The sequence below is a fragment of the Bradyrhizobium sp. HKCCYLS3077 genome (assembly GCF_051167555.1).
Classification (GTDB): Bacteria; Pseudomonadota; Alphaproteobacteria; order Rhizobiales; family Xanthobacteraceae; genus Bradyrhizobium.
Map to the genome: position 1 here is coordinate 31022 of NZ_JBNPTH010000004.1, position 26043 is coordinate 57064.

Genomic DNA, 26043 nt, shown 5'->3' on the forward strand with positions numbered 1-26043 from the left:
AATCTGGCCGGCGTCGCACGCCGGCCATCGCGACTGAGATAGGTTTTTCCTGGCAGCGGACGGCGATGAGCCATCCGCTGCGTCGCGCTTTGGACAGGCAAAAGGACGTTCAACAATGGCGAATATCACCGCAGCGATGGTGAAGGACCTGCGCGAGTCGACCGGCGCGGGCATGATGGATTGCAAGGCCGCGCTCACCGAGACCGGTGGCGACATGCAGGCGGCGCAGGATTGGCTGCGCAAGAAGGGCCTGTCGAAGGCTGCGAAGAAGGCCGGCCGTGTCGCGGCAGAAGGCCTGATCGGCGCGCTGACCTCGGGCAAGAAGGGCGTGGTCGTCGAGGTCAACTCCGAGACCGACTTCGTCGCGCGCAACGAGCACTTTCAGGGCTTGGTCAAGATGATCGCCCAGGTCGCGCTCGACGTCGGCGCCGACATCGAGAAGATCAAGGCCGCCAAGGTCGGCAGCATCACGGTCGAGGCCGCGATCGCCGATTCGATCGCGACCATCGGTGAGAACCAGACGCTGCGCCGCGCCGCCGCGCTCGAAGTCAGCGAAGGCGTGGTGTCGAGCTACGTCCATGGTGCGGTGATCGAGGGCGCCGGCAAGCTCGGCGTGATCGTGGCGCTGGAGTCGCCGGGCAAGACCGACGAGCTCGCTGCCCTCGGCCGCCAGCTCGCGATGCATGTCGCCGCGGCCAACCCGCAGGCGATCGATGCCGCCGGTCTCGATCCCGAGATCGTCAAGCGCGAGAAGGACGTGCTCGCCGACAAGTATCGTCAGCAGGGCAAGCCGGAAAACGTGATCGAGAAGATCGTCGAGTCCGGCCTGAAGACCTACTACAAGGAAGTCACTCTGCTCGAGCAGGCCTTCATTCACGACAGCGGCAAGTCGGTCGCGCAGGCGCTGAAGGAAGCCGAGGGCAAGGTCGGCGGTCCGATCAAGGTGGCCGGTTTCGTCCGCTATGCTCTCGGTGAGGGCATCGAGAAGGAAGAGACCGACTTCGCCGCCGAAGTCGCCGCCGCCAGCGGCAAGAAGTAACGACTGAGCACGGTTACGATCCGGCGCGGTCTTCGCGCCGGATCTCAATGCGCGGGATAGGGACATATTGGCACATGGCTGAGCCGGTCTATCGTCGCGTCGTGGTCAAGCTGTCGGGCGAATATCTCGCCGGCCCGCATTCATTCGGCATCGACCAGCCGACCGTCGATCGCATCGCCGACGACCTCATCGCCGCCCAGAAACTCGGAATCGAGATCGCCGTCGTCGTCGGCGGCGGCAACATGGTGCGCGGCGTCGAAGTGTCGTCGCAGGGCGTGTCGCGCGCGACCGGCGACACCATGGGCATGCTCGCCACCGTGATGAACTGCCTCGCCTTGGAGGCCGCGATCCAGCGCAAGGGCAGCCCGGCGCTGGCACTGTCCGCCTTCGTGATGCCGGAGGTCTGCGAGCTGTTCACCCGCGCTGCGGCGCACAAGGCGCTGGCCGACGGGCGCATCGTCGTGCTCGGCGGCGGCACCGGCAATCCCTATTTCACCACCGACACCACCGCCGTGCTGCGGGCCGCCGAGATCGGGGCCCAGGCGGTCCTCAAGGCCACGAATGTCGACGGCGTCTACAGCGCCGATCCGAAGAAGGATCCGGCCGCCAAGCGCTTCGACCGGCTGACGCATTCCCAGGCCATCGAAGGCGGCTACAAGGTCATGGATGCGACGGCATTCGCGCTTGCCCGCGAAACGTCGCTGCCTATCATTGTGTTCTCCATTGCCGAACCCGGCGCGATCGGCGCGATGCTGCAGGGCAAAGGGCGCGGTACCATCGTCGCGGGGTGATCCGCTGCACCGTCGGCGGCCGGTGTTGGACCGGCTCCGTGCCTGCGGTAGAAGCGTAAGCGACACAGGAATTCGTCCGGGAGCAGTCGAGTCCAGCCGATGGCCTTTCAAGGCGCGGCCGAACCGGCTGAAGGGCCCGGGGTTGCAGGAAAGGAAAGCGTGATGACCACGGGCAATTTCGATCTCAACGACCTGAAGCGCCGCATGCAGGGCGCAACCCAGGCGCTGAAGCACGAGCTCGGCGGCCTGCGCACCGGCCGCGCGTCGGCATCGATGGTGGAGCCGGTCCAGGTCGAGGCCTATGGCTCGCATATGCCGCTCAACCAGCTCGCCACCGTCTCGGTGCCCGAGCCGCGCCTGCTGTCGGTGCAGGTCTGGGACCGCAGCATGGTCAAGGCGGTCGAGAAGGCCATCGTCGACTCCAACCTCGGCCTGTCGCCGGCCACCGAAGGCCAGGTGATCCGGCTGCGCATTCCCGAGCTCAACCAGGAGCGCCGCAAGGAACTGGTCAAGGTCGCGCACAAATATGCGGAAGCTGCGCGCGTCGCCGTCCGCCATGTCCGCCGCGACGGGCTCGACACGGTGAAGAAGCTCGAGAAGAATCACGAGATCTCCGAGGATGACCAGGAGCGCATCGCCAACGACATTCAGAAGGCGACCGATAGCGTGATCTCGGAGATCGACCAGCTGCTGGCGGCGAAGGAAAAGGAAATCCTCACCGTCTAAGGAAACGTTCGATGTCCAATGCCGCGGCCCCGGTGACGGAGACGCCGGATCGCTCCGACGGTCCGGCCCATGTTGCCATCATCATGGATGGCAACGGCCGCTGGGCTGCGGCACGCGGCCTGCCGCGCGCCGAAGGGCATCGCCGCGGCGTCGAGGCGTTGCGCCGCGTCGTGCGCGCCTGCGATGAGCTCGGCATCCGCTATCTCACGATCTTCTCGTTCTCCTCCGAGAACTGGTCGCGGCCCGCGAGCGAGATCGGCGACCTGTTCGGCCTGCTGCGCCGCTTCATCCGCAACGATCTCGCCACCCTGCATCGCGATGGCGTTCGCGTGCGGGTGATCGGCGAGCGCGACGGTCTCGAGCCGGACATCTGCGCGCTGCTCGGCGAGGCCGAGGAGCTGACGCGCGCCAACACCAAGCTCACGCTGGTGGTGGCGTTCAACTACGGCTCCCGCCAGGAAATCGCGCGGGCCGCGCAGCGGCTGGCGCGCGAGGTGGCCGAGGGCCGGCGCGACCCGGCCTCGATCGATGCCGATGCGATCGGCGCCCATCTCGACGCCCCCGACATTCCCGATCCAGACCTGATCATCCGCACCAGCGGCGAGCAGCGGCTGTCGAACTTCCTGATGTGGCAGGCGGCCTATAGCGAGCTGGTGTTCGTGCCCATGCATTGGCCGGATTTCGACAAGGCCGCGCTCGAAGGCGCGATTGCCGAGTTCGGCCGGCGTGAACGCCGCTTCGGCGGCCTCGTGGCGAAAACCGCCTCGTGAGCAAACCCGAGACCGCAGCCGTGGGGGACGCCGCCGCGCAGCCGAAGAAGGCTGCGCCGAGCAACCTTATGCTGCGCATCGCCGCCGCGCTGGTGCTGGTGCCGCTGGCGCTCGGCGCGGCCTATGCCGGCGGGATGTTCTGGACCGCCCTGGTCACCGTCGTCGCGGTCGGGTTGTATCTCGAATGGCTGATGGTGATCGGCGAGGTTCGCACGGTCAGCGTCGGCACATCGGGCGCGCTGGCGATCGCGGTCGCAGGACTCTGCTGTGCGTTCGGCTTGATCGACTTTGCCGTGGTCGTGCTGGCGCTCGGCCTCGTTGCGGTGGCCGCGCTCGCCGCCGGCCGCCGGCTCTGGGCGGCGGCCGGCTTCGTCTATGCCGCCGGCGCCGAGCTCGCCTCCGTGCTGGTGCGGTTCGATCAGCAGCAGGGCTGGCACGCGCTGGTGCTGGTGTTTCTCGTCGTCTGGGCCAGCGACATCGGCGGCTATGTCGCCGGACGCGGCATCGGCGGACCGAAGCTCGCGCCGCGCATCAGCCCGAACAAGACCTGGGCGGGCGCGATCGGCGGCTTCGGCGCCAGTCTCGTCGCCGCTGCGGGCTGGTCGCTGGCGGGAGCCGGCGGTGTGCTGGCGATGCTGATGGTGGCGGCGGTGCTGTCGGTGGTGTCGCAACTCGGCGACCTCGCCGAGTCCGCGGTCAAGCGGCACTTCGGCGTCAAGGACTCCAGTCACATCATTCCCGGCCATGGCGGCCTACTGGACCGCCTGGATGGCTATGTCGCGGCGATCGTCTTTGCGGCGCTGCTCGGTTTGCTGCGCGGCGGCCTCGACGGGGTCGGCCGCGGTGTTTTGGTTTGGTGACGGGCAGCATCGCTGCCGGTCGAGATGTTTGGTGAGATCATGAGCGCAGTGCCATTGCGGAACAACAAGGCTGAAACGACTGACGTGCGCAGCATCACCGTGCTCGGCGCCACCGGCTCGATCGGCGATTCGACCATGGACCTGCTGCGCGGTGCGCCGGAGCGCTACCGGGTGGAGGCGCTGACCGGCAACAGCAACATCGAGGGGCTCGCCAAGCTCGCCCGCGAGTTCAACCCGCGCTTCGTTGCCGTCGCCGATCCGGCGCGGCTCGGAGAGCTGCGCGAGGCGCTGGCCGGCACCGGCATCGCCTGCGGAGCAGGGGAGAGTGCCATCATCGAGGCCGGCGCGCGGCCGGCCGACTGGGTCATGGCCGCCGTCTCCGGCGCCGCCGGTCTGAAGCCGGCGCTGGCGGCGGTCGACCGCGGCGCCACGGTCGCGCTCGCCAACAAGGAATGCCTGGTCTGTGCCGGCGATTTCTTCATGCAGCGGGCAGCCCAGGCCAATGCCTGCATCCTGCCGGCCGATTCCGAGCACAACGCGCTGTTCCAGGCGCTGTCATCGGGCAACCGCGAGGAGCTGGTGCGGGTGATCATCACCGCCTCCGGCGGTCCGTTCCGCACCTGGGCCGCGAAAGACATCGAGCAGGCGACGCTGGCGCAGGCGCTCAAGCATCCGAACTGGAGCATGGGCCAGAAGATCACGATCGATTCGGCCTCGATGATGAACAAGGGCCTCGAGGTGATCGAGGCGTCCTATCTGTTCGCGCTCGCGCCGGACGAGATCGACGTGCTGGTGCATCCGCAATCGATCGTCCACGGCATGGTCGAGTTTTCCGACCGCTCGGTCGTGGCCCAGCTCGGCGCCCCCGACATGCGGATCCCGATCGCCCATTGCCTGGGCTGGCCGGAGCGCATCAAGGGCCCCTCGGCGCGGCTCGACCTCGCCAAGATCGGGACCCTGACCTTCGAGGCGCCGGACTTCGAGCGGTTCCCCGGCCTGCGGCTGGCCTACGACTCGCTGCGCGCCGGCCACGGCGCGACCACCGTGTTCAATGCGGCGAACGAGGTGGCCGTGGCGGCCTTCATCGCCGGCGAGATCCGCTTCGGCGCGATCGCCCGCCTGGTCGAGGCGACGCTCGAGAGCTGGACCCGTTCAGGTAATTTGGCACCGTTGACGTCGGCGGATGATGCCATCGCCATTGACCATGATGCGCGAAAAAGGGCGGCTAGCCTCTTGCCTCAAATCGCCGCAAAAGCATCTTAAAGGGTTGGACGGGCCTTCGGCCCATCGGGAAGGTCATCGATGTCCGAATTTTTCCACCATATTTTCAATACGTTGAGCAACGGCCTTCTCGGCTACATCGTCCCCTTCCTGTTCGTGTTGACGATCGTCGTGTTCTTCCACGAGCTCGGCCACTTCCTGATCGCCCGCTGGGCCGGCGTGAAGGTCTTAACGTTTTCGCTCGGATTTGGTCCTGAACTGATCGGCTTCAACGATCGCCACAACACCCGCTGGAAGATCTCCGCGATCCCGCTCGGCGGCTACGTGAAGTTCTTCGGCGACGAATCCGAGGCCTCGACGCCCTCGGCCGAGGCGCTGGCCAAGATGACGGCCGCCGAGCGCGCCGACAGCTTCCATCACAAGACGGTCGGCCAGCGCGCTGCCATCGTCGCGGCCGGCCCGATCGCCAATTTCATTCTCGCCGTGATCATCTTCGCCGGCATGGCACTGTATTTCGGCAAGCCGAACACGACCCCCCGGGTCGATGCGGTCCAGCCGGACAGCGTTGCGGCTCAGGCCGGCTTCAAGGATGGCGACGTGATCGCGGCCATCGATGGCCGGCCGATCGAGACCTTCGCCGATATGCAGCGGGTCGTCTCGGTGAGCGCCGGCACGGAACTCAACTTCCTGATCAAGCGGGGCGGGACGGAACTGACCCTGAAGGCGACGCCTGCGCTGAAGGAGGTCAAGGACCTGTTCGGCAATGCCCACCGAATCGGCGTCCTCGGCATCCAGTACAACGCCAAGCCGGACGAATCGCGCTCGATCCCGGTCGGGTTCCTCGAATCGATCAAGATCGGCTTCGAGCAGGTCTGGTTCATCATCGCCACAACCTTCAAGTTCATCGCCTCGCTGTTCGCGGGAGCGGGGAGTGCCGGCGATGTCGGCGGCCCGATCCGAATCGCGCAGCTCTCGGGGCAGGCGGCGAGCCTCGGCTTCCAGTTCGTCGTTCAGCTCTGCGCCACGCTCTCGGTGTCCATCGGGCTCCTGAACCTGTTCCCGGTTCCTCTGCTCGATGGCGGACACCTGTTGTTTTACGGGGTCGAGGCGGTCCGCGGACGGCCGCTGTCGGAGCGGGCCCAGGAGATGGGGTTCCGAATCGGCCTGGGGCTGGTTCTCATGCTGATGGTCTTCGCAACCTATAACGACATCCTGCATCTCGCCGGCTCCTGAAGGCGGCTTTTTTACGACGTGGCGGATAGGCAACGTTTTGAAACGAATTTGAAAATTCAGAGAGATCCGGCGTTTGCCGTCGGGTCCAAATTGGCTACAAGCGAACGACAAATGGGAATCTGTCGGTTTGGTAGGGGTACCGAACCGGCCACGGAATATAAGGGCGCGTAGCGCATGAAGTTCGGATTGCGGGTGCGGGGGGGCTTGGCGGCCGCCTTTATCATGTTCGCCGTTCCGGTGGCTTTGCCGCTGGCGAGCGTGGTCGGGTCGTCGCCAGCTGCGGCTCAGACGGTCAACTCGATCGAAGTGGTGGGCAACCGCCGCGTCGAGCTGGAGACCATCCGCTCCTACTTCAAGCCCGGCCCCGGCGGCGTCCTCGACGCCGGCCGGGTCGACGACGGCCTCAAGGCGCTTATCGAAACCGGCCTGTTCTCCGACGTGAAGATCAATCGCCAGGGTGGGCGGCTGATCGTCAGCGTCGTCGAGAACCCGGTCATCGGCCGCGTCGCCTTCGAGGGCAACAAGAAGGTCAAGGACGAGCAGCTGCAGGCCGAGGTGCAGTCGAAGCCGCGCGGCACGCTGTCGAAGCCGATGGTGCAGTCCGATGCGCAGCGCATCGCCGAGATCTATCGCCGCTCCGGCCGTTATGACGTGCGTGTCACGCCGGAATTCATCGAGCAGCCGAACAACCGCGTCGACCTGATCTTCACGATCGAGGAAGGCGCGAAGACCGGCGTGAAGTCGATCGAGTTCGTCGGCAACACTGCCTTCTCGTCCTACCGCCTGAAGGACGTCATCAAGACCCGCGAAACCAACCTGCTCAGCTTCCTGGGTTCGGGCGACGTCTACGATCCGGACCGCGTCGAGGCCGATCGCGACCTGATTCGCCGCTTCTACCTGAAGAACGGCTATGCCGACGTGCAGGTCGTCGCCGCGCTCAGCGAATACGACCCCGAGCGCAAGGGCTTCATGGTGACCTTCAAGATCGAGGAAGGCCAGCAGTACCGGGTCGGTTCGGTCGACTTCCAGTCGTCGATCGCGAATTTCGACGCCAATACCCTGCGCGGCTATTCCCGCGTCGGCGTCGGCTCGCTCTACAACGTCGAGAACGTCGAGAAGTCGGTCGAGGAGATGCAGATCGAGGCCTCGCGGCGCGGCTATGCGTTCGCGGTGGTCCGGCCGCGCGGCGACCGCAACTTCGAGGCGCATACCGTGTCGGTGGTGTTCGCCGTCGACGAGGGCCCGCGCACCTACATCGAGCGGATCAACATCCGCGGCAACACCCGCACCCGTGACTACGTCATTCGACGCGAGTTCGACATCTCCGAGGGCGACGCCTACAACCGCGCCCTGGTCGACCGTGCCGAGCGCCGCCTGAAGAACCTCGACTTCTTCAAGGACGTGAAGATCACCACCGAGCCGGGCTCGTCGAGCGACCGTGTGGTCCTGAACGTCCTGCTGGAAGAAAAGTCGACCGGCGACTTCTCGATCTCGGGCGGCTACTCGACCACCGACGGCGCGCTGGCCGAGGTCTCGATCTCCGAGCGCAACTTCCTCGGCCGCGGCCTGTTCGCCAAGGCGTCGGTGACCTACGGCCAGTTCGCCCGCGGCTACTCGCTGTCCTTCGTCGAGCCGTATCTGCTCGACTACCGCGTCGCGCTGGGCCTCGACCTCTATCAGCGCCAGCAGCTCGCCAACAACTTCATCTCCTACGGCACCAAGACGCTCGGCTTCAGCCCGCGCCTCGGCTTCCAGCTGCGTGAAGACCTGTCGCTGCAGCTGCGCTATTCGATCTACCGCCAGGAGATCTCGCTGCCGACGACGCTGTCCGACTGTAACAACATCGCGGCCGGCACCATGATCGGTAACCGCTTCGTGCCGTTCAACCCGACCCCGGCCTTCATCAACGCCAATGGCGGCGTCGATCCGACCGGCAACAACGGTCTGGGCTGCTTCGCCAATGGCGAGGCGTCGCTCCCGGTCCGCCAGGAGCTGGCGAACGGCAAGACGCTGACCTCGGCGCTTGGCTACACGCTGAACTACAACACGCTCGACAACAACAAGAACCCCACCGACGGCCTGCTGGTCGACTTCAAGCAGGACTTCGCGGGTGTTGGCGGCGACGTGTCCTACCTGAAGACCGCGTTCGATGCGAAGTACTTCACCCCGCTGGTGTCGGACATCGTCAGCATCGTCCACCTCCAGGGCGGCATCCTGAACAAGATCGGCAACACGCAGCTGCGCATGCTCGATCACTTCCAGATGGGTCCGAATCTGGTTCGCGGCTTCGCTCCGAACGGCATTGGTCCGCGTGACATCAATCCCTTCGGCACCCAGGACGCCCTGGGCGGCACCAAGTACTGGGGCGCTTCGCTCGAACTGCAGATGCCGTTCTGGTTCCTGCCCAAGGAGACTGGTCTGAAGGGTGCGGTTTACGCCGATGCCGGCGGCCTGTGGGGCTATCAGGGCCCGACGTCCTGGGCTCAGACCGGCGAGGTCAACGTGGCTGGCTGTCAGGCGCCGACTCGCAACCCGAACAACGCCGGCACCTGCCTTGGCCTGCAGTTCAACGACCAGAACACGGTCCGGACCTCGGTCGGTGTGGGTCTGGTGTGGGCGTCACCGTTCGGTCCGCTGCGCTTCGACTACGCGATCCCGCTCACCAAGGGCCAGTTCGACCGCACGCAGGAATTCCGCTTCGGTGGTGGCACGAGCTTCTAAGCCAGCCGTTCCGGCCAATTCCGGGTTGGCTTGAGCCACCCCGGACGGTGTAAGAGATGGGAGCTCGGTTCCGGGAAGCCGGAGCCGGGCTCTGACTTTTTGTCCTGAGAGTGCGACCGAATGGGCCAGCCGACCTTCTTCCAATCCCCGCCGCGGACCACCCTGGCGGCGATCGCCACTGCGGCCAAGGCCACCCTGGTCGATCCGTCGCGTGGGGAGCAGGTGATCAAGGGGCTGGCGTCGCTCGACGAAGCCGGTCCGATGCACCTGGCGTTCTTCGACAATCTCAAATACGCCGACCAGCTCGCCGCGACGAAGGCGGGGGCCTGCCTGGTCAGCCCACGGTTTGAGGCACGCGTGCCGCCGCATGTCGCCGTACTCCGCGCCAATCAACCCTTCCGCGCCTTCGTGCAACTCGCCCGCGAGATGCACGCCGATGCGCTGCGTCCGCAATCCTGGTTCGGCTGCGAGGGCATCTCGCCCCAGGCGATCATCGATCCCACCGCGCGGCTGGAGGACGATGTCATCGTCGAGCCGCTCGCCGTGATCGGCGCCCATGTCGAGATCGGCTCCGGCACCATCGTCGGCGCCGGCGCCGTGATCGGGCCGCACGTCAAGATCGGCCGCGACTGCAATGTCGGCGCCCGGACCGTGATCCAATGCGCCCTGATCGGCAATGACGTGCTGATCCATCCCGGCTGCAGCATCGGCCAGGACGGCTACGGCTTCATCTTCTTCGGAGCGGACGGGCACACCAAGGTGCCGCAGACCGGGCGGGTGCTGATCCAGAATCATGTCGAGGTCGGCGCCGGGACCACGATCGACCGCGGCAGCCTGCGCGACACGGTGATCGGCGAGGGCACCAAAATCGACAACCAGGTTCAGATCGGCCACAATGTCACGATCGGCCGGCATTGCCTGCTGGCGGCCCAGATCGGGCTGGCAGGAAGCCTCACGATCGGCGACAACGTCGCGCTCGGGGCAAAGGTGGGCATCAACAATCACCTGACGATCGGCGATGGCGCCCAGGTGACCGCGATGAGCGGCGTCAAGGACGACATTCCGCCGAACGGCCGGTGGGGCGGCTTCTTTGCCAAGCCGACCAAGCAGTGGTTCCGCGAGATCGTCGCCGTGGAACGGCTGGTGCGTGATCAGACCGCGACGAAAAAGGACGAAGGACAGGAGTGATGGAGGAGTCACCCATCAGGTTTGCGGACATCGACATCAACGAAATCTTGAAGACGCTGCCGCACCGTAACCCGTTTCTCCTGATCGACCGCGTGAAGAACATCCGCGCCGACTACAGCGGCATCGGCGTCAAGAACGTCTCGTTCAACGAGCCGTGCTTCCAGGGCCATTTCCCGGAGCGGCCGGTCTATCCGGGCGTGCTGATGATCGAAGGCATGGCGCAGACGGCCGGTGTCATCGGCATCAAGTCGGTCGAGGGCACGGAAAAGCCGCGCGCGGTGTATTTCCTCACCATCGACAAGTGCAAGTTCCGCAAGCCGGTGCTGCCGGGCCAGACCATCGAGTACCACATGCGCTCGATCGGACGGCGCAAGACGATGTGGTGGTTCCATGGCGACGCCAAGGTCGACGGCGTGGTCGTCGCGGAAGCCGACGTCGGCGCGATGCTGACCGACTGACGTTGCGGGTTGCAGGTAGAGAGTTGATTGCGTCGAGATGAGCAAGATTGATCCCACCGCGCGCGTCGAGGACGGCGCCGTCATCGGCGAAGGCACGGTCATCGGCCCATACTGCATCGTCGGTCCCAACGTCGTGATCGGAGCGAACTGCAAGCTGATCAGCCACGTCCAGATCATGGGCCACACCACGCTCGGCGACGACAACGTCATTTCGCCGTTCGTCGTGCTCGGCGGCGCGCCGCAGGATCTGAGCTATCGCGGCGAGCCGCACCGGCTCGAGATCGGCTCCGGCTGCACCTTCCGCGAGGGCGTGACGATGAACATCGGCACCACCAAGGGCGGCGGCCTGACCAAGGTCGGCAATGGCGGCTTCTTCATGAACAACGCGCATGTCGCCCATGACTGCGTGGTCGGCAACAACGTGATCTTCGCGACGTCGGCGACGCTCGGCGGCCATGTCGAGGTCGGCGATGCCGTCTACATCGGCGGTCTCTCCGCGGTGCATCAGTTCACCCGCATCGGCCATGGCGTGATGGTCGGCGGCGTCTGCGGCGTGCGCGGCGACATCATTCCTTATGGCCTCGTCAACGGCCAGTATGCCGCGCTCGAAGGCCTCAACGTCATCGGCATGAAGCGCCGCAAGTTCACCCGCGAGCGCCTGGCCGCCGTCCGCGCCTTCTATCAGAAGCTGTTCCACGGCCCCGGCGTGTTCGCCGATCGCCTGGCGGGCGTGCGTCCGCTCGCCGGAGAGGACCCTGCGATCGCCGAGATCCTGGCCTTCATCGATGGCAGCCGTCACCGCGCGCTGTGCCTGCCCGAGAGCGGCAGGCCCGCCGCCGAGCACTGAGCCATGGGCGCGCCGGCCGCAGACACCGCCCCTCCGATCGGCCTGATCGCTGCGGGCGGCGTGCTGCCGTTCGCCGTGGCCGACGCGGTCGTCGCGCGCGGTCAGACGCCGGTGCTGTTCGCGCTGAAGGGCATCTGCGATCCCAAGCCGCTGGCGCGCTTCCGCCATCACTGGATCGGCCTCGGCCAGCTCGGCAACGCGCTGAAGCTCCTGAAGACCGAAGGCGTCCGCGACCTGATGTTCATCGGCAACTTGGTACGCCCGGCGGTGTCGGAGATCCGCTTCGACTGGGGCACCTTGCGCGAGCTGCCCTACATCTGGTCGGCCTTCCGCGGCGGCGATGATCATCTGCTGTCGGGGGTGGGGCGCATCTTCGAGCGCCACGGCTTCCACATGGTCGGCGTCAAGGATATCGCGCCGAATCTCCTGGTCCCCGAGGGCCGGCTGACGCGCAACGCGCCGAACGATCTGGTCCGCGACGATATCGCCAAAGGGCTTGCCGTGCTCAAGGCGATGGCGCCGTTCGATGTCGGGCAGGCGGTGGTGGTGATCGACGGCCACGTCGTGGCGCTCGAGGACATCGAGGGCACCGACGGGCTGCTGGCCCGCGTGGCCCGGCTGCGTGCCAACAGGCGCATCCGCGCCGCCGCCGGGCGCGGCGTGCTGGTGAAGGCGCCTAAAGCCGGCCAGGACCTGCGTTACGATCTGCCGACCATTGGTCCGCGCACGGTGGAAGGACTGTCCGCCGCCGGCCTTGCCGGTGCCGCCGTGGCAGCCGCCTACACGCTATTGGCCGATCCGCAGGAGACCGTGGAAGCCGCCGACCGCGCCGGTGTGTTCATCACGGGCGTCACCGCGTGACGCCGCCGTCGGCAGGCCGGGCCGTCCGCAGGATTTGCCTGGTCGCGACCGAAGAGTCCGGTGACCGGCTCGGCACCAGCCTGATGAAGGTGCTGCGCCAGCGGCTCGGCGACAGCGTCGAATTCTCCGGCGTCGGCGGCCGCGGCATGATCGGCGAGGGGCTGTCTTCGCTGTTTCCGATCGAGGAGCTCTCGATCGTCGGTTTCACCGCCGTCATCAAGCAGCTGCCGAAGATCCTGCGCCTGCTCCGGCAGACGGTGGACGCCGTCGTGGCGAGCCAGCCCGATGTCCTTGTCATCATCGACAGCCCGGATTTCACCCAGCGCGTGGCGAAGCGCGTCCACGCGCGCGATCCCGCCATTCCGATCGTGAACTACGTGGCGCCGACCGTGTGGGCCTGGCGTCCCGGCCGCGCCCGCGCCATGCACGGCTATATCGACCACGTGCTCGGCCTGCTGCCGTTCGAGCCGGAGGCGTTTCAGAGGTTGGGCGGTCCGCCCTGCAGCTATGTCGGCCATCCCTTGATCGAGCAATTGTCGAGCTTGCGTCCGAACGCCGAGGAGCAGGCGCGGCGCGATGGCAAGCCGCCGCTGCTGCTGGTGCTGCCCGGCAGCCGTCGCAGCGAGGTCGCGCGCCACATGGCGGTGTTCGGCGAGACGCTGTCGCGCCTGCAGGCGCAAGGCATTGCGTTCGAAGCGGTGCTGCCGACGACGCAGCATCTCGAAGCCGCCGTCAGGGCAGGGGTTACGAGTTGGCCGGTGACGCCGAAGATCGTGACTGGCGAAGCCGAGAAGCGCGCCGCCTTCAGAAGCGCCCATGCGGCGCTCGCGAAGTCGGGAACGGTGACGCTGGAGCTTGCGCTGTCAGGTGTTCCGATGGTCACGGCCTATCGCGTGGGCGAGGTCGAAGCCTTCATTCTCAGACGAATCGTCAACGTGCAGTCCGTGATCCTTGCCAACCTGGTGATCGGCGAGAACGTGATTCCGGAATATCTGCAGGAAGCCTGCACGGCCGACAACCTCGCGCCGGTGCTGGTTGATCTCCTGAGCAACGGTCCGATCCGCACGCGCCAGGTCGACGCGTTCAATCGCCTCGATGGCATCATGGCCACCGGCACCGCCTCGCCGAGCGAACGCGCGGCGGACATCGTGCTTGCGACGATGCGACAAGGATGGCGAGCGACATCCTAATTAGTAATGAAAGCGTAGGGTGGGCAAAGGCGCCACCGTGCTCTCTCGACATGTGAGATCTTCGTGGCGCCGTGCCCACCGTCTTGCGGCAGAATCCGCTGCACGACGGTGGGCACGCTGCCGCCTTGCGGCGGCCGCTTTGCCCACCGCTACGGCAGGACACCGGGATCGTTCACTTCAATCGCTCCAGTAAAAAGCTGGTCGCTCGCGCGAGGGCATCCGCTGCCTCGGGGCGGGTTGCGTCGAAATCGAAGCTGTGACCAAGGCTCGGATAAACGACGAGTTCGGCCTCTCCACCGAGCGCCTTGGCGCGGTCGACCAACGCCCGTCCGGATGCAAGGGGGATGACGCGATCTGCGTCGCCATGGATCGCGAGGAGCGGCGGCAACTTGACGGATTCTTGCGTGCCAGCGATGCCAGCGTAGAAAACGACGAGCGCGCTGATTGTCGGATCCTGAGCCGCGGATGCGACCGCCAGGAAGCCACCATTGGAAAAACCTAACAGGCCGACCTTTCCCGTGCAGTCCTGTCGTCTGGACAAATATCTTGTAACCTCATGCACCCGTTCTGACCAAACAGAGAGGTGCTCTGAAAAGTAGTTTTGCCGAATGCTCCGATCGGACGACGCCATCATCCGCAAGTCGGCTTCGTCGTAATAGGACAGAAGCGCAGCGTCGATGCCCTGCGCAGCCAATGCCTCGGCGTAACGAGTATAGGTCGGGAGAAACTTGTCGAGCCCCTGTCTACCATGAAGAATGATCACTGCCGGCCGCTTGCCTGCGCGCTGACCGGCAAACAGCTTGATCGCGAGTGACGCGTCGGCGACCGAGACGGTCAGCTCTTGCGGCGCTGTTTCGATCGCGCGGGCCGGCGTCGTGTGGGTGAAGACGAGGGCGAGTGCCGCGATGCAAGCCCATAGCGACAATGGAAACCGCTTCGCCATCGTGCTTACCGTTCTCACAAGTCGTAGAATTCGTCTCCCGGATGAGCGCAGCATCTCCGGTGTCTCCCGCGACGGCAGTGATGAACCCGGATGCCGCCGCGTCATCCGGGCTACTCGAACGGCGTTAGCGGCGCGCGGATTTCAGCGCAAAGAAAAAGGCCCGTCCAGCGTGCCGGACGGGCCTTTTCATCGTTCATCTGTTGCGGACTGCGATCAGCCGCGCTTGTCGAGGTCGACGTAGTTGCGCGTCGCGACGCCGGTGTAGAGCTGGCGCGGACGGCCGATCTTCTGCTGCGGGTCCTCGATCATCTCGCTCCACTGGCTGATCCAGCCGACGGTGCGGGCGACGGCGAACAGCACGGTGAACATCGACACCGGGAAGCCCATCGCCTTCAGCGTGATGCCCGAATAGAAGTCGACGTTCGGGTACAGCTTGCGGTCGATGAAGTACTGATCGCTGAGCGCGATCTTCTCGAGCTCCATCGCGACCTTCAGCATCTGGTCGTCGGCGTGGCCCGTCTCCTTGAGCACCGCGTGACACATCTTCTGCATGATCTTGGCGCGCGGGTCGTAGTTCTTGTAGACGCGATGGCCGAAGCCCATCAGGCGCACGTCGCTGTTCTTGTCCTTCACCTTGGCGATGAAGTCCGGAATCTTGTCGACGGTGCCGATCTCGGCCAGCATGTTCAGCGCCGCCTCGTTGGCGCCGCCATGCGCCGGACCCCACAGGCAGGCGATGCCGGCGGCGATGCAGGCGAACGGGTTGGCGCCCGAGGAGCCGGCGATGCGCACCGTCGAGGTCGAGGCGTTCTGCTCGTGGTCGGCGTGCAGGATGAAGATCTTGTCGAGCGCGTCGGCGAGGACCGGGTTCGGCTTGTACTCCTCGCAGGGCACCGCGAAGCACATGTGCAGGAAGTTCTCGGCGAAGGACAGCGAGTTCTTCGGATACACGAAAGGCTGGCCGATCGTGTATTTGTAGGCCATCGCCGCCAGCGTCGGGATCTTCGCGATCATCCGCATCGACGCGATCATGCGCTGCTTCGGATCGTTGATGTCGGTCGAGTCGTGGTAGAACGCGGCGAGCGCGCCTACCGAGGCGACCATGACGGCCATCGGATGCGCGTCGCGGCGGAAGCCGTGGAAGAAGCGCGACATCTGCTCGTGCACCATCGTGTGATGGGTCACGCGATAGTCGAAGTCCTTCTTCTGCGCGGCGGTCGGGAGCTCCCCGTAGAGCAGGAGATAGCAGGTCTCCAGGAAGTCGCCTTTCTCGGCGAGCTGCTCGATCGGGTAGCCGCGGTATTCCAGCACGCCGGCGTCGCCGTCGATATAGGTGATCTTCGACTGGCAGCTGCCGGTGGAGGTGAAGCCGGGGTCATAGGTGAACATCCCGGTCTGGGCGTAGAGCTTGCCGATGTCGATGACGTCGGGGCCCACCGTGCCGCTCAGGATCGGAAGATCGAAATTCTTGTTGCCGACGGTGAGGGTCGCGGTCTTGCTAGCGGATTTTGCGTCCATCGTTTGTCCCCGATGAGATCGTTAGGCTGATCGTTAGTCTTGGCCCTTGTTCTTTGTGAGAGATGGCAGGGCGGGTGGACTTTATCCAGTGCGGTGGTTCTGGCATTCGCTTCAGGTCGCGGCGAGTCTTGCGCGAAGTGCTTAAGCGAAGGTCAAATCCGAAACCACACTGGAATCTTATACTTACTAGTGTCCTTCGGCCCTCACATCCGTCAACGAGCCCGCCGCAACGTGTCGTGAATGTCAAAGTCGGGGACACCAGATGGTGCCGCGCAAATGCGTACCGTATTGCCCTGTGCGCTGCAAGATGGGGTCCCTCAGACCTTATGAGGTGGCCTGGTCCTGCAGACGGCCCAAGGATTCATCACGTCCCAGGATCGCCAGGACGTCGAAGATGCCGGGCGACGTGGTCCGCCCCGTCAGCGCGGCCCGCAGCGGCTGGGCCACCGCGCCCAGCTTGAGATTGTTGGCTTCCGCAAACGCACGCAGCGCGGCCTCCGTGGCTTGTCCGCTCCACGGCTCGACCGCGGACAGCGCCTCCTGCAGCCGGCCGATCAAGGCGCGGCTGTCCGGTGTCAGCAGCGCGGCAGCCTTGGCGTCGATGGCGAGCGGCCGGTCGGCGAAGATGAAGGCGGCGCCGTCGATCAGCTCCAGCAGCGTCTTGGCGCGCTCCTTCAGGCTGGGCATCGCCTGGGTGAGCTGCGCGCGCGTCGCATCGTTGAGCTTGGCTTTCAGGGCCGCGCCGTTCGGCACGTAGTTCAAGACGTCCTCGAACTGGCGCACCAGGGCGGCGTCGTCGCTGTGGCGGATATAGTGGCCGTTGAGGTTTTCGAGCTTGGCGAAATCGAACCGCGCGGCCGAGCGGCCGATCGCCGGCAAATCGAACGCCTTGATCATCTCGTCGGTCGAGAAGATCTCCTGGTCGCCATGGCTCCAGCCGAGCCGCACCAGGTAATTGCGCAGCGCGGACGGCAGATATCCCATCGCGCGGTAGGCATCGACGCCGAGCGCGCCATGGCGCTTCGACAGCTTCGAGCCGTCAGGCCCGTGAATCAACGGGATGTGGGACATCGACGGCACCGTCCAGCCCAGCGCATCGTAGATCTGCTTCTGGCGCGCGGCATTGATCAAATGATCGTCACCGCGGATGACGTGGGTGACGCCCATGTCGTGATCGTCGACCACCACGGCCAGCATGTAGGTCGGATTGCCATCGCCTCGCAGCAGCACGAGGTCGTCGAGGTTCTCGTTCTGCCAGACCACGCGGCCCTGCACCTGGTCCTCGATCACGGTCTCGCCGGTCAGCGGCGCGCGCAGCCGGATGGTCGGCTTGACGCCCTCCGGCGCCTCCTTCTGATCGCGGTCGCGCCACATGCCGTCGTAGAGCCGAGTGCGGCCTTCCGCGCGCGCCTTCTCGCGCATGGCTGCCAGCTCGTCGGCGGTGGCATAACAGCGATACGCCATGCCGCTGGCGAGCAGCTGCTCGGCGACCTCGCGATGCCGTGCGGCGCGGCTATATTGGTAGATGACTTCGCCGTCCCAATCGAGCTCGAGCCATTTCAGCCCGTCGAGGATGGCCGTGATGGCCGCGTCGGTCGAGCGCTCGCGGTCGGTGTCCTCGATTCTGAGCAGCATCTTGCCGCCGCGGCCGCGCGCATACAGCCAGTTGAACAGGGCCGTCCGGGCGCCTCCGATATGGAGAAAGCCGGTCGGGGAGGGGGCAAAGCGCGTGACGATCGGGGTGGTCATGGGCGGCAGCACGAAATCCAGGCAGGGGCTCAAGCGGGCGGGGGGTGTATAGCAGGCCTATCGCATAACTAAAGCCTTCCTTGGGGGAGGCGGATTTGGCACATAGACTGCCAAATTCCGGAGCAGGATATTTCTTGATGACCACGAACGACACGGCAGCGACGGCAGAGGCAGGGCGCGACTTCATCCGCGACATCGTCCAGGCCGATCTCGACAGCGGCAAGCATAAGACGGTCGTCACCCGGTTCCCACCGGAGCCGAACGGCTACCTGCATATCGGCCATGCCAAGTCGATCGGTCTCAATTTCGGCATCGCCAAGGAATTCGGCGGCCGCTGCAATCTGCGCTTCGACGACACCAATCCGACCAAGGAAGAGCAGGAATACATCGATTCCATCCAGGCCGACGTGCGCTGGCTCGGCTACGACTGGGACGACAACCTGTTCTATGCCTCGGATTATTTCGAGCGGCTTTACGAGTGGGCCGAAGGCCTGATCAAGGCCGGCCTCGCTTATGTCGACGACCAGACCCAGGAGGAGATCCGGCTGGCGCGCGGAACACTGACCGAGCCCGGCAAGAACAGCCCGTTCCGCGACCGCACCGTCGAGGAGAATCTTGACCTGTTCCGGCGCATGAAGGCGGGTGAATTCCCCAACGGCGCGCGCGTGCTGCGCGCCAAGATCGACATGGCCGCCGGCAACATCAATCTGCGCGACCCCGTGCTGTACCGGATCCTGCACGCCCACCACCCGCGCACCGGCGACACCTGGAAGATCTATCCGAGCTACGACTACGCCCACGGCCAGTCGGACGCGATCGAAGGCGTGACGCATTCGATCTGCACGCTCGAATTCGAGGATCACCGGCCGCTCTACGAATGGCTGCTCGACAAGCTGCCGGTGCCGTCGCATCCGCGGCAGTACGAGTTCGCGCGCCTCAACCTCACCTACACGCTGCTGTCCAAGCGCGTGCTGACGCGGCTGGTGCAGGACGGCCATGTCTCCGGCTGGAACGATCCGCGTATGCCGACCATCGCCGGATTGAAGCGACGCGGCGTGCCGCCGGCGGCGGTGCGCGAATTCACCAAGCGCATCGGCATCGCCAAGGCCAACAGCATCGTCGATGTCGGCATGCTCGAATTCTGCATCCGCGAGGAGCTCAACCGCACGGCGCAGCGCCGCATGGCGGTGCTGCGTCCCTTGAAGGTGGTGATCGAGAACTATCCGGAAGGCCAGGTCGAGGAGCTCGAGGCGATCAACCATCCGGACGACCCCTCGGCCGGCACGCGCAGAATCGCGTTCGGCCGCGAGCTCTATATCGAGCAGGACGACTTCATGGAGAACCCGCCGAAGAAGTTCTTCCGCCTGTCGCCGGGCAACGAGGTGCGGCTGCGCTACGCCTATTTCATCAAGTGCCGCGAGGTCATCAAGAACGACGCCGGCGAGATCGTCGAGCTGCGCTGTACCTATGATCCCGCGACCAAGGGCGGCAACGCGCCCGACGGACGCAAGGTCAAGGCGACGATGCACTGGCTGCCGGCCGCGCAGTCGCGTGTCGCGGAGATTCGCATCTACAACCAGCTGTTCGCCAATCCGAGCCCGAACGCGGCGGACTTCACCGCTGACCTCAATCCGAACTCGCTGGAGGTCTTGACCGACGCGCGCATCGAGCCGGCGATCGCCGAAAGCAATTCGGCCGAGCCGATGCAGTTCGAGCGCCAGGGCTACTTCGTGCGCGACCCCGACTCGACGCCCGACAGGCTGGTGTTCAACCGCACCATCGGCCTGCGCGACACCTTCGCGAAGGAGGTCGCGAAGGGCTGAGGCGCGCGCGGCTCAGCCGATCGCATCCTGGCCGGCATCGGTCAGCGCCGGCACGCCGTCGCTGACTTCGACGAGACCGCGCTCGGTGAGCAGCGACAGGTCCTCGTCGCTGACGGGAGAAAGGGTGAGCCGGTTGGCCTTGATGTCGCGCAGGGTCCAGCGCAGGTGGATCGCCTTGTCGAGTTCGAGGTCGGCGAAGGGGTCGTCGATCGCGTGGTCGTCCATTGCCGTATAACTCCGGGGACGGACGAAAGTTCCAGTGCATCGCGGAATGCATCGACCGATATTCCCGTTCCGTTCTGCTAGGCGCGCTCGCACAGCTTCCGGTAGCCTGACGCCAGTCCGGTAGCGGGTGGTGTGGGCATGGCGGGGCCGGTGCGGCCGCCAGGAGGGCGGCGCGGGTTCGCGGGCGTGATGGCCGATGTCTGGCCGCCGCGCGGCGCGCTCGCCGGCGGCTGGTCCGCCATCGGCGCCGGCGCATGGCCGTCGCTTGCCGGCAAGCTCGGGAGCTGGGCCCGGGACGAGGCCGGCGCAGGGCGGCTGTTGCCCTGGGTGCCCGTCGCGTTCGGCGCCGGCATCGCGCTGTATTTTTCCGCCGACCACGAGCCCGTGCTGTGGATCACCGCCGTCACGGCGGTGCTGCTCTGCGTCGCGGCCGGGCTGATGCGCCGGCATCGGCTGTTTCCGGCGGCCGTAATGATCGCAGCGGCGGCGGCAGGGTTTGCCGTCGCGACCGCCAAGACCGCCCGCGTCGCCCATCCCGTGCTGGCCCGGCCGCTGTACTCGGTCGCGCTCACGGGCTTCGTCGAAGCGCGCGATATCCGCGAGCGCAGCGACCGCATCGTGCTGCGGGTGACGTCGATGGAGAGCCCGCGCAGCAGCGTCACGCTCGCGCGCGTGCGGCTCGCGGTGCGCAAGGGCACGGCGCCGGAGGTCGGCAGCTTCGTGCAGCTCAAGGCACGGCTGCTGCCGCCGCTCGCGCCGGTGCGTCCCGGCAGCTACGATTTTGCGCGCGACATGTTCTTCCAGGGCATCGGCGCCTCCGGCTTCGTGATGGGTGCGATCACCGTGCAGCCCCCGGCGCAGGAGCGCGGATTGGCGTTGCGCTATGCCGCGACCATGCAGGGCCTGCGCGATGCGATCGATGCGCGCATCCGTGCGCGGCTGAATGGCGACGAGCGCGCCATCGCCACCGCGCTGCTGACCGGGCGGCGCGACGCCATCACGCCCGACGTCAACGACGCGATGTTCATCTCCGGCCTCGGCCACGTGCTGTCGATCTCGGGCTATCACATGGCGGTTGTTGCCGGCGTCGTGTTCTTCGCGATGCGCGCGCTGCTCGCGTTGATCCCGGGCCTCACCATCAGCCATCCGATCAAGAAATGGGCGGCAGCCGCGGCGCTGCTTGCGGCCGCGTTCTATCTGCTGCTGTCCGGCGCCGAGGTCGCGACGCAAAGATCGTTCTTCATGACGGCGGTGGTGCTGATCGCCGTGATGGTCGACCGCCGCGCCGTCACCTTCCGCACGCTCGCGGTGGCCGCGATGGTCGTGCTGATCGCGGCTCCCGAAGCGCTGGTGCATCCGAGCTTCCAGATGTCGTTTGCGGCGACGCTCGGCCTCGTCGCGCTGGTGCAGTTCGGGCTGCCGAAACTGTTTGCCACGCCGGACAGTTCGACGACGCAGCGCATCGCTTTGTGGGGCGGTCGCGAACTGTCCATGCTGCTGCTGGCCTCGCTGATCGCGGGGCTTGCGACCACGCCCTATGCGGCGTTTCATTTCCACCGCGTCACGCCCTACGGCGTGCTGGCCAATCTTGCGGCCATGCCGGTGGTCTCGGTGCTGGTGATGCCGGCCGGCCTGCTAGGCCTGCTGGCGGCGCCGTTCGGCCTCGACGGCGTCTGCTGGACGGTGATGGGCTGGGGCATCGACTGGATGATCGCGGTGACCCGATGGGTCGCCGCATTACCCGGCGCCGTCGGGCGCATCCAGGCGTTCGGCATCGGGCCGCTGATCGCAGCCAGCCTGGGACTCGTGCTGATCGGCCTCTTGCGCACGCCGCTGCGCTGGTCGGGCGCGGTGCTGCTGGCGGCGGCCGCGGCCTGGGCCGTCGTGACGCCGCAGCCGGACATTCTCGTCTCCGGCGATGGGCGTGCCGTGGCCGTCCGCGGCCGCGATGGACGCCTGCATGTGATGCGCAGCGGCAAGGACGTGTTCGTCACCAAGGAATGGCTCGCGGCCGACGCCGACGCGCGGCTGCCTGCCGAGTCGTCGCTCAGTGACGGCGTGTCCTGTGACGAACAAGGATGCGTGGTCGCCATGGCCGACGGCCGCATCGTCGCGCTGACCTTGCGCGCGGACGCCCTCGCCGACGATTGCGCCCGCGCTGCGCTGGTGGTGACGGCGCGCTCCGCCCCAAAATCCTGCCAGGCCGCTGTGATCGACCGTCCGCGGCTGCAGCAGCAGGGCGCCTTGATGCTCGTGCAGAGCGGCAAGGGGTTCGCCGTTACGCCGGCGCGCGCCGACGGCACCGGCCGGCCGTGGTGGCCGGCGCCGGCCGAGGCCAGCGAGTTCGAGGCGACACTGACGCCGCGCGCGTCACCGTCGCGCGCGCAGGACGCGACGCCGCCGGAGATGGAGCAGGGTGGTGAGGATTAGGCTGGCGCCCACGCCACCGCTGCAGCGTCCCAATCCCTGCCCTGGAGGCGAGCACCAGGACACAGCCAGAGCATGAAGTCGATCGAGCCCATCATGCTCTCATTGACGATTGGGACAAAGTTTCGCCGGCTGCTCTGCGCGACAGTCGTCGACTGCCTATGATGACGCTGGCAAGGCACCGCGACATCGGTCTCACCCTCCCCTGGAGGGGGAGGGTCGATCGCGCGCGAAGCGGGCGAGCGGGGTGGGATGAAGCCGCGGGCGCCGGTGCAAGTGGAGAGATCACCCCACCCGGCTCATACGCGCTTTGCGCCTATGAGCCGACCCTCCCCCTCCAGGGGAGGGTGAACGAGCGCGGGGCCGCCAGATGCGATTCTGTAGAAGCACATCATGGCCAGTGCGGTCGTTAGGATGGGCGATTCCACGATTCACAGACGCCAACGGCACCGCAATCGTCAGAGCTGGCTGAGAGCCGTCCGACGGTTGCAGTGTCGCGTGCGATCCGGAACGACGAATGCGGATGCGATCCGCTCGTCGCGTGACCTAGGTGATGCCTACCGGTCAGGTGATGCTGATGCGGCGGATCGGCGTCGGCTGCTGTGCCGGCACGTCTTCCGCGATGTCACGACGCTCGCCGGGCTGCTTGCTGACCGGCAATTGCAGCACGGTGACGCGCTGGCCTTCGCAGAGCTGAGTCACCAGCACGTGGCGTCCATCCGCGAACTCGATCGCGTCGTGATGGCGGTCGGGAATGTGCTTCTCGATGGTGTTGAACTTGGCGACGCGCTCGCGGATCGTGCGGGTCCACAGCCAGCGGCTGTCGTAGCGGACGTCCTCGGCAAAGGCGAGCTCGGTGCCGGGCAGCATGCAGACCGCGACGGTCGGCTCGCTTTCCAAGGCGAAGCCGCGGGTCGCGGTGCCGCGGAACGTCGTCGAGATCAGCGTCTCGCCGACTTTGGCGGGACGGGAGGCAACGGCATGGAGGCTGTAGTCACACATCGGATCGCTCCTCGTTCAGAGATAGCTGACCCACGCTCCCCCCGGACAGGCGCAGGCCTCTATCAGAGTGGACATCGGGAGCGATGTTAGCGCGCGCTTCGCGGCAATTCTGCGCTGATCTGCAGTGCGCGCGGGCGCTGCCGATCACAAGCGTTTGAGTGTGCCGCGCTGCACATCATGATGTGCATTCTCAACTGACTCATAAATAGGCGGCCGCGAGTCCGGGCGGCTCACACCGCCGATCTGCTGGGCAGATCCGGCGGCCTCGCAGACGCCGGGACTCAGTACTTCCGGTACAGCCCGACCAGCTTGCCCTGGATCTTCACCCGGTTGGGCGGCAGGATGCGCACCTCATACGCCGTGTTGGCCGGCTCCAGGGCGATCGACGCGCCGCGGCGGCGGAAGCGCTTCAAAGTCGCTTCCTCGTCGTCGATCAGCGCCACGACGATGTCGCCGGTGTCAGCGGACTCGTTGCGCTGGATCAGCGCCATGTCGCCGTCGAGGATGCCGGCGTCGACCATCGAATCGCCGCGGACTTCGAGCGCGTAGTGCTCGCCATTGCCGAGCATGTCGGCCGGCACGCTGATGGTGTGGCTGCGCGTCTGCAGCGCCTCGATCGGCGTACCCGCGGCAATCCGGCCCATCACCGGCACCGCGACGGGACGCTCGCCATCGTCGAGCGCCGGCGTCGAGGTGCGCACCTTGCCGAGATTGCCCTCGATCACCGACGGCGTGAATCCGCCGCGCCGGTTGTTGGCGGCCTGCGAGAGCTCGGGCAGCTTGATCACCTCGATCGCGCGGGCGCGATTGGGCAGCCGGCGGATGAAGCCGCGCTCTTCGAGAGCTGTAATCAGCCGATGGATGCCGGACTTGGAGCGCAGGTCGAGCGCATCCTTCATCTCGTCGAAGGACGGCGGCACGCCGGCTTCCTTGAGCCGTTCGTTGATGAACCGCAGAAGTTCGTACTGTTTGCGCGTCAGCATCTCGACCTGGTCCCCGGTTGGTTGTCGTCCGAAGTTCTCAAGAGCTCTTGCGTCCCAGAGCCCAACTGGACGACCGTCATTCACGTCACCCGCAACATACTAAAAACAAATCATGAACGGACACTATCTGTTCGATGTGTGTTCTGCAATCCTAAAAATATGATGAATGGACCGAGCTTTACCGGAGGAAGCCCACCCACCGACGCCTCACCTGGGCAGGCGCAGGATCTCGCAAGGGCTGCCTGCGGGAGCCTTCGGCGCGAAGGCCGGACGGATCACCAGCGCCTGCGAAAGCGCGAGATTCCCGAGCAGAGACGAATCCTGCTGGTTCACCGGCGTGGCGATCAGCGTGCCGTCGGGGCGCTCTTCCAACTGCGCGCGCAGATAGTCCTCGCGTGAGTCGTTCGGCCCGAGTTCGCGGCCGAGCAGGGCGGTCTCGCGCGGCGGCGCGACCTCCTCGCGCCCGAGCAGGGCACGAATCAGCGGCACCAGGAACAGGATGGCGCAGACATAGGACGACACCGGGTTGCCCGGCAGGCCGATCACCCTCATGCCGCCGAGCCGGCCGTGCATCATCGGCTTGCCCGGCCGCATCGCGATCTTCCAGAACGCCATCTCGACGCCCTCGGCCTCCAGGGCCTGCTTGACCAGATCATGGTCGCCGACCGAGGCGCCGCCGGTGGTGATCAGGATGTCGGCTCCAGACTCGCGCGCCCGGCGGATACCGGCCACGGTGGCCTCCATCGTGTCGACGGCGATGCCGAGATCGATCGGCTCGGCACCCTCGCTACGCACCAGCGCCCGCAGCGCATAGCCGTTGGAATAGACGATCTGGCCGGGACCGGGCTCTGAGCCCGGCATCACCAGTTCGTCGCCGGTCGCGAGCAGCGCCACCTTCGGCCGCCGCCGCACCGGCAGCGCCGGATGATTCATGCTGGCCGCCAGCGACAGGTCGCGGTCGCTGAGCCGGCGTCCGGCCTTCAGCAGCACCATGCCCTGATGGAAGTCGACACCCGCGGGGCGGATGTGCCGGCCCTTGATGGCCGCCTCGTTGAGGACCACATGGCCGCCCTCCGCGGTCGTATCCTCCTGGATGACGACCGCATCGGCGCCCTCCGGCACGACGCCGCCGGTGAAGATGCGCGCCGCCTCGCCAGCGCCGACCACGCGATCGAACGGCCGCCCGGCCGCGACCTCGCCGATCACCTTGAGCTTGGCGCCAGGCCTGTCGGCATCGGCCGCCCGCAGCGCGTAGCCGTCCATCGCCGACATCGCCTCCGGTGGCTGCGTCCGCAGTGCCGCCAGGTCGCGCGCCAGGATGCGGTGGAATGCCTCGTCCAGCCCGACCATCTCCTCAGGCAGCGGCTCGGCGCCGGCAAGCACCGCGGACAACGCATCGGACACCGGCATCAAGGCCATCAGAGTTCCTTTGGAAGGAGGCGGACGAGTCGAGGGAGTCGCGTTCTAA

At 66.2% G+C, this 26043-nt stretch carries 22 protein-coding genes; 15 read left to right on the plus strand and 7 right to left on the minus strand.

Translation table 11 applies throughout. From position 1 onward, the window contains the following. Window positions 1-115 precede the first annotated feature (115 nt). The 13 genes from tsf (at window position 116) to lpxB (ending at window position 13905) form a co-directional block, all read left to right on the plus strand. Entirely contained in the window at window positions 116-1039 is a 924-nt protein-coding gene (gene tsf, locus ACQR0Z_RS16355; protein WP_008961414.1) for a translation elongation factor Ts, read from the plus strand. Between the two features lie 74 nt (window positions 1040-1113). Further along, window positions 1114-1830, plus strand: coding sequence for a UMP kinase (gene pyrH, locus ACQR0Z_RS16360; RefSeq protein ID WP_434859128.1), 717 nt, complete (start codon window positions 1114-1116; stop codon window positions 1828-1830). A 162-nt stretch (window positions 1831-1992) separates the two neighbouring features. After that, window positions 1993-2556, plus strand: a complete 564-nt coding sequence (frr, locus tag ACQR0Z_RS16365; RefSeq protein ID WP_434859127.1) for a ribosome recycling factor — start codon at window positions 1993-1995, stop codon at window positions 2554-2556. A gap of 11 nt (window positions 2557-2567) precedes the next feature. Then, complete coding sequence (locus ACQR0Z_RS16370; RefSeq protein ID WP_434919340.1) at window positions 2568-3326, plus strand: isoprenyl transferase; 759 nt, start codon at window positions 2568-2570, stop codon at window positions 3324-3326. After that, window positions 3323-4186 (plus strand): phosphatidate cytidylyltransferase, encoded by an 864-nt coding sequence (locus tag ACQR0Z_RS16375; protein WP_434919341.1) that lies wholly within the window; start codon window positions 3323-3325, stop codon window positions 4184-4186. Before ACQR0Z_RS16370 ends, ACQR0Z_RS16375 begins: the two co-directional genes overlap by 4 nt. 39 nt (window positions 4187-4225) lie before the next feature. Beyond that, on the plus strand, window positions 4226-5449 hold the full coding sequence (dxr, locus tag ACQR0Z_RS16380; protein WP_434919342.1) for a 1-deoxy-D-xylulose-5-phosphate reductoisomerase: 1224 nt from the start codon (window positions 4226-4228) through the stop codon (window positions 5447-5449). A gap of 39 nt (window positions 5450-5488) precedes the next feature. After that, a complete protein-coding gene (gene rseP / locus ACQR0Z_RS16385) occupies window positions 5489-6640 on the plus strand; it encodes an RIP metalloprotease RseP (RefSeq protein ID WP_434879985.1) in 1152 nt (383 codons plus the stop codon). A gap of 174 nt (window positions 6641-6814) precedes the next feature. Beyond that, a complete protein-coding gene (gene bamA / locus ACQR0Z_RS16390) occupies window positions 6815-9361 on the plus strand; it encodes an outer membrane protein assembly factor BamA (RefSeq protein WP_434919343.1) in 2547 nt (848 codons plus the stop codon). Window positions 9362-9481: 120 nt separating this feature from the next. Further along, window positions 9482-10549 carry a UDP-3-O-(3-hydroxymyristoyl)glucosamine N-acyltransferase gene (gene lpxD / locus ACQR0Z_RS16395; RefSeq protein WP_434879987.1) on the plus strand — a complete coding sequence of 356 codons (1068 nt, stop codon included), beginning with the start codon at window positions 9482-9484 and terminating at the stop codon, window positions 10547-10549. Beyond that, window positions 10549-11007, plus strand: a complete 459-nt coding sequence (gene fabZ, locus ACQR0Z_RS16400; RefSeq protein ID WP_172109555.1) for a 3-hydroxyacyl-ACP dehydratase FabZ — start codon at window positions 10549-10551, stop codon at window positions 11005-11007. The genes lpxD and fabZ overlap by 1 nt, the downstream gene beginning before the upstream one ends. Before the next feature lie 37 nt (window positions 11008-11044). Continuing rightward, a complete protein-coding gene (gene lpxA, locus ACQR0Z_RS16405) occupies window positions 11045-11854 on the plus strand; it encodes an acyl-ACP--UDP-N-acetylglucosamine O-acyltransferase (RefSeq protein ID WP_434879988.1) in 810 nt (269 codons plus the stop codon). Between the two features lie 3 nt (window positions 11855-11857). Then, on the plus strand, window positions 11858-12715 hold the full coding sequence (locus ACQR0Z_RS16410) for an LpxI family protein (protein WP_434919344.1): 858 nt from the start codon (window positions 11858-11860) through the stop codon (window positions 12713-12715). After that, entirely contained in the window at window positions 12712-13905 is a 1194-nt protein-coding gene (gene lpxB, locus ACQR0Z_RS16415) for a lipid-A-disaccharide synthase (RefSeq protein WP_434919345.1), read from the plus strand. Before ACQR0Z_RS16410 ends, lpxB begins: the two co-directional genes overlap by 4 nt. Window positions 13906-14077: 172 nt before the next feature. Here the strand turns inward: lpxB and ACQR0Z_RS16420 are convergent, their stop codons facing one another. From ACQR0Z_RS16420 to gltX, 3 genes are all read right to left on the minus strand, one after another. Beyond that, complete coding sequence (locus ACQR0Z_RS16420; protein ID WP_434879989.1) at window positions 14078-14848, minus strand: dienelactone hydrolase family protein; 771 nt, start codon at window positions 14846-14848, stop codon at window positions 14078-14080. Between the two features lie 213 nt (window positions 14849-15061). Continuing rightward, window positions 15062-16366 carry a citrate synthase gene (gene gltA, locus ACQR0Z_RS16425; protein WP_434879990.1) on the minus strand — a complete coding sequence of 435 codons (1305 nt, stop codon included), beginning with the start codon at window positions 16364-16366 and terminating at the stop codon, window positions 15062-15064. 324 nt (window positions 16367-16690) lie between these two features. Next, window positions 16691-18115, minus strand: a complete 1425-nt coding sequence (gene gltX, locus ACQR0Z_RS16430; RefSeq protein WP_434919346.1) for a glutamate--tRNA ligase — start codon at window positions 18113-18115, stop codon at window positions 16691-16693. A 137-nt stretch (window positions 18116-18252) separates the two neighbouring features. Here gltX and ACQR0Z_RS16435 point away from each other — a divergent pair, with 137 nt between their 5' ends. Further along, a complete protein-coding gene (locus ACQR0Z_RS16435; protein WP_434919347.1) occupies window positions 18253-19938 on the plus strand; it encodes a glutamine--tRNA ligase/YqeY domain fusion protein in 1686 nt (561 codons plus the stop codon). 12 nt (window positions 19939-19950) lie between these two features. Here ACQR0Z_RS16435 and ACQR0Z_RS16440 read toward each other — a convergent pair whose 3' ends face one another. Continuing rightward, window positions 19951-20163, minus strand: coding sequence for a hypothetical protein (locus ACQR0Z_RS16440; protein WP_434919348.1), 213 nt, complete (start codon window positions 20161-20163; stop codon window positions 19951-19953). Window positions 20164-20301: 138 nt separating this feature from the next. On the opposite strand from ACQR0Z_RS16440, the gene ACQR0Z_RS16445 reads away from it, so the two are divergent. Continuing rightward, the gene (locus tag ACQR0Z_RS16445; protein ID WP_434919349.1) at window positions 20302-22593 is read left to right on the plus strand and encodes a ComEC/Rec2 family competence protein; all 2292 of its coding nucleotides are present in this window, start codon (window positions 20302-20304) and stop codon (window positions 22591-22593) included. A 561-nt stretch (window positions 22594-23154) separates the two neighbouring features. Here the strand turns inward: ACQR0Z_RS16445 and ACQR0Z_RS16450 are convergent. The 3 genes from ACQR0Z_RS16450 to ACQR0Z_RS16460 form a co-directional block, all read right to left on the minus strand. Beyond that, window positions 23155-23592, minus strand: coding sequence for a hypothetical protein (locus ACQR0Z_RS16450; protein WP_434919350.1), 438 nt, complete (start codon window positions 23590-23592; stop codon window positions 23155-23157). A gap of 281 nt (window positions 23593-23873) precedes the next feature. Further along, entirely contained in the window at window positions 23874-24575 is a 702-nt protein-coding gene (lexA, locus tag ACQR0Z_RS16455; protein ID WP_434859110.1) for a transcriptional repressor LexA, read from the minus strand. Between the two features lie 207 nt (window positions 24576-24782). Then, window positions 24783-25994 (minus strand): molybdopterin molybdotransferase MoeA, encoded by a 1212-nt coding sequence (locus ACQR0Z_RS16460; protein WP_434919351.1) that lies wholly within the window; start codon window positions 25992-25994, stop codon window positions 24783-24785. Window positions 25995-26043 lie beyond the last annotated feature (49 nt).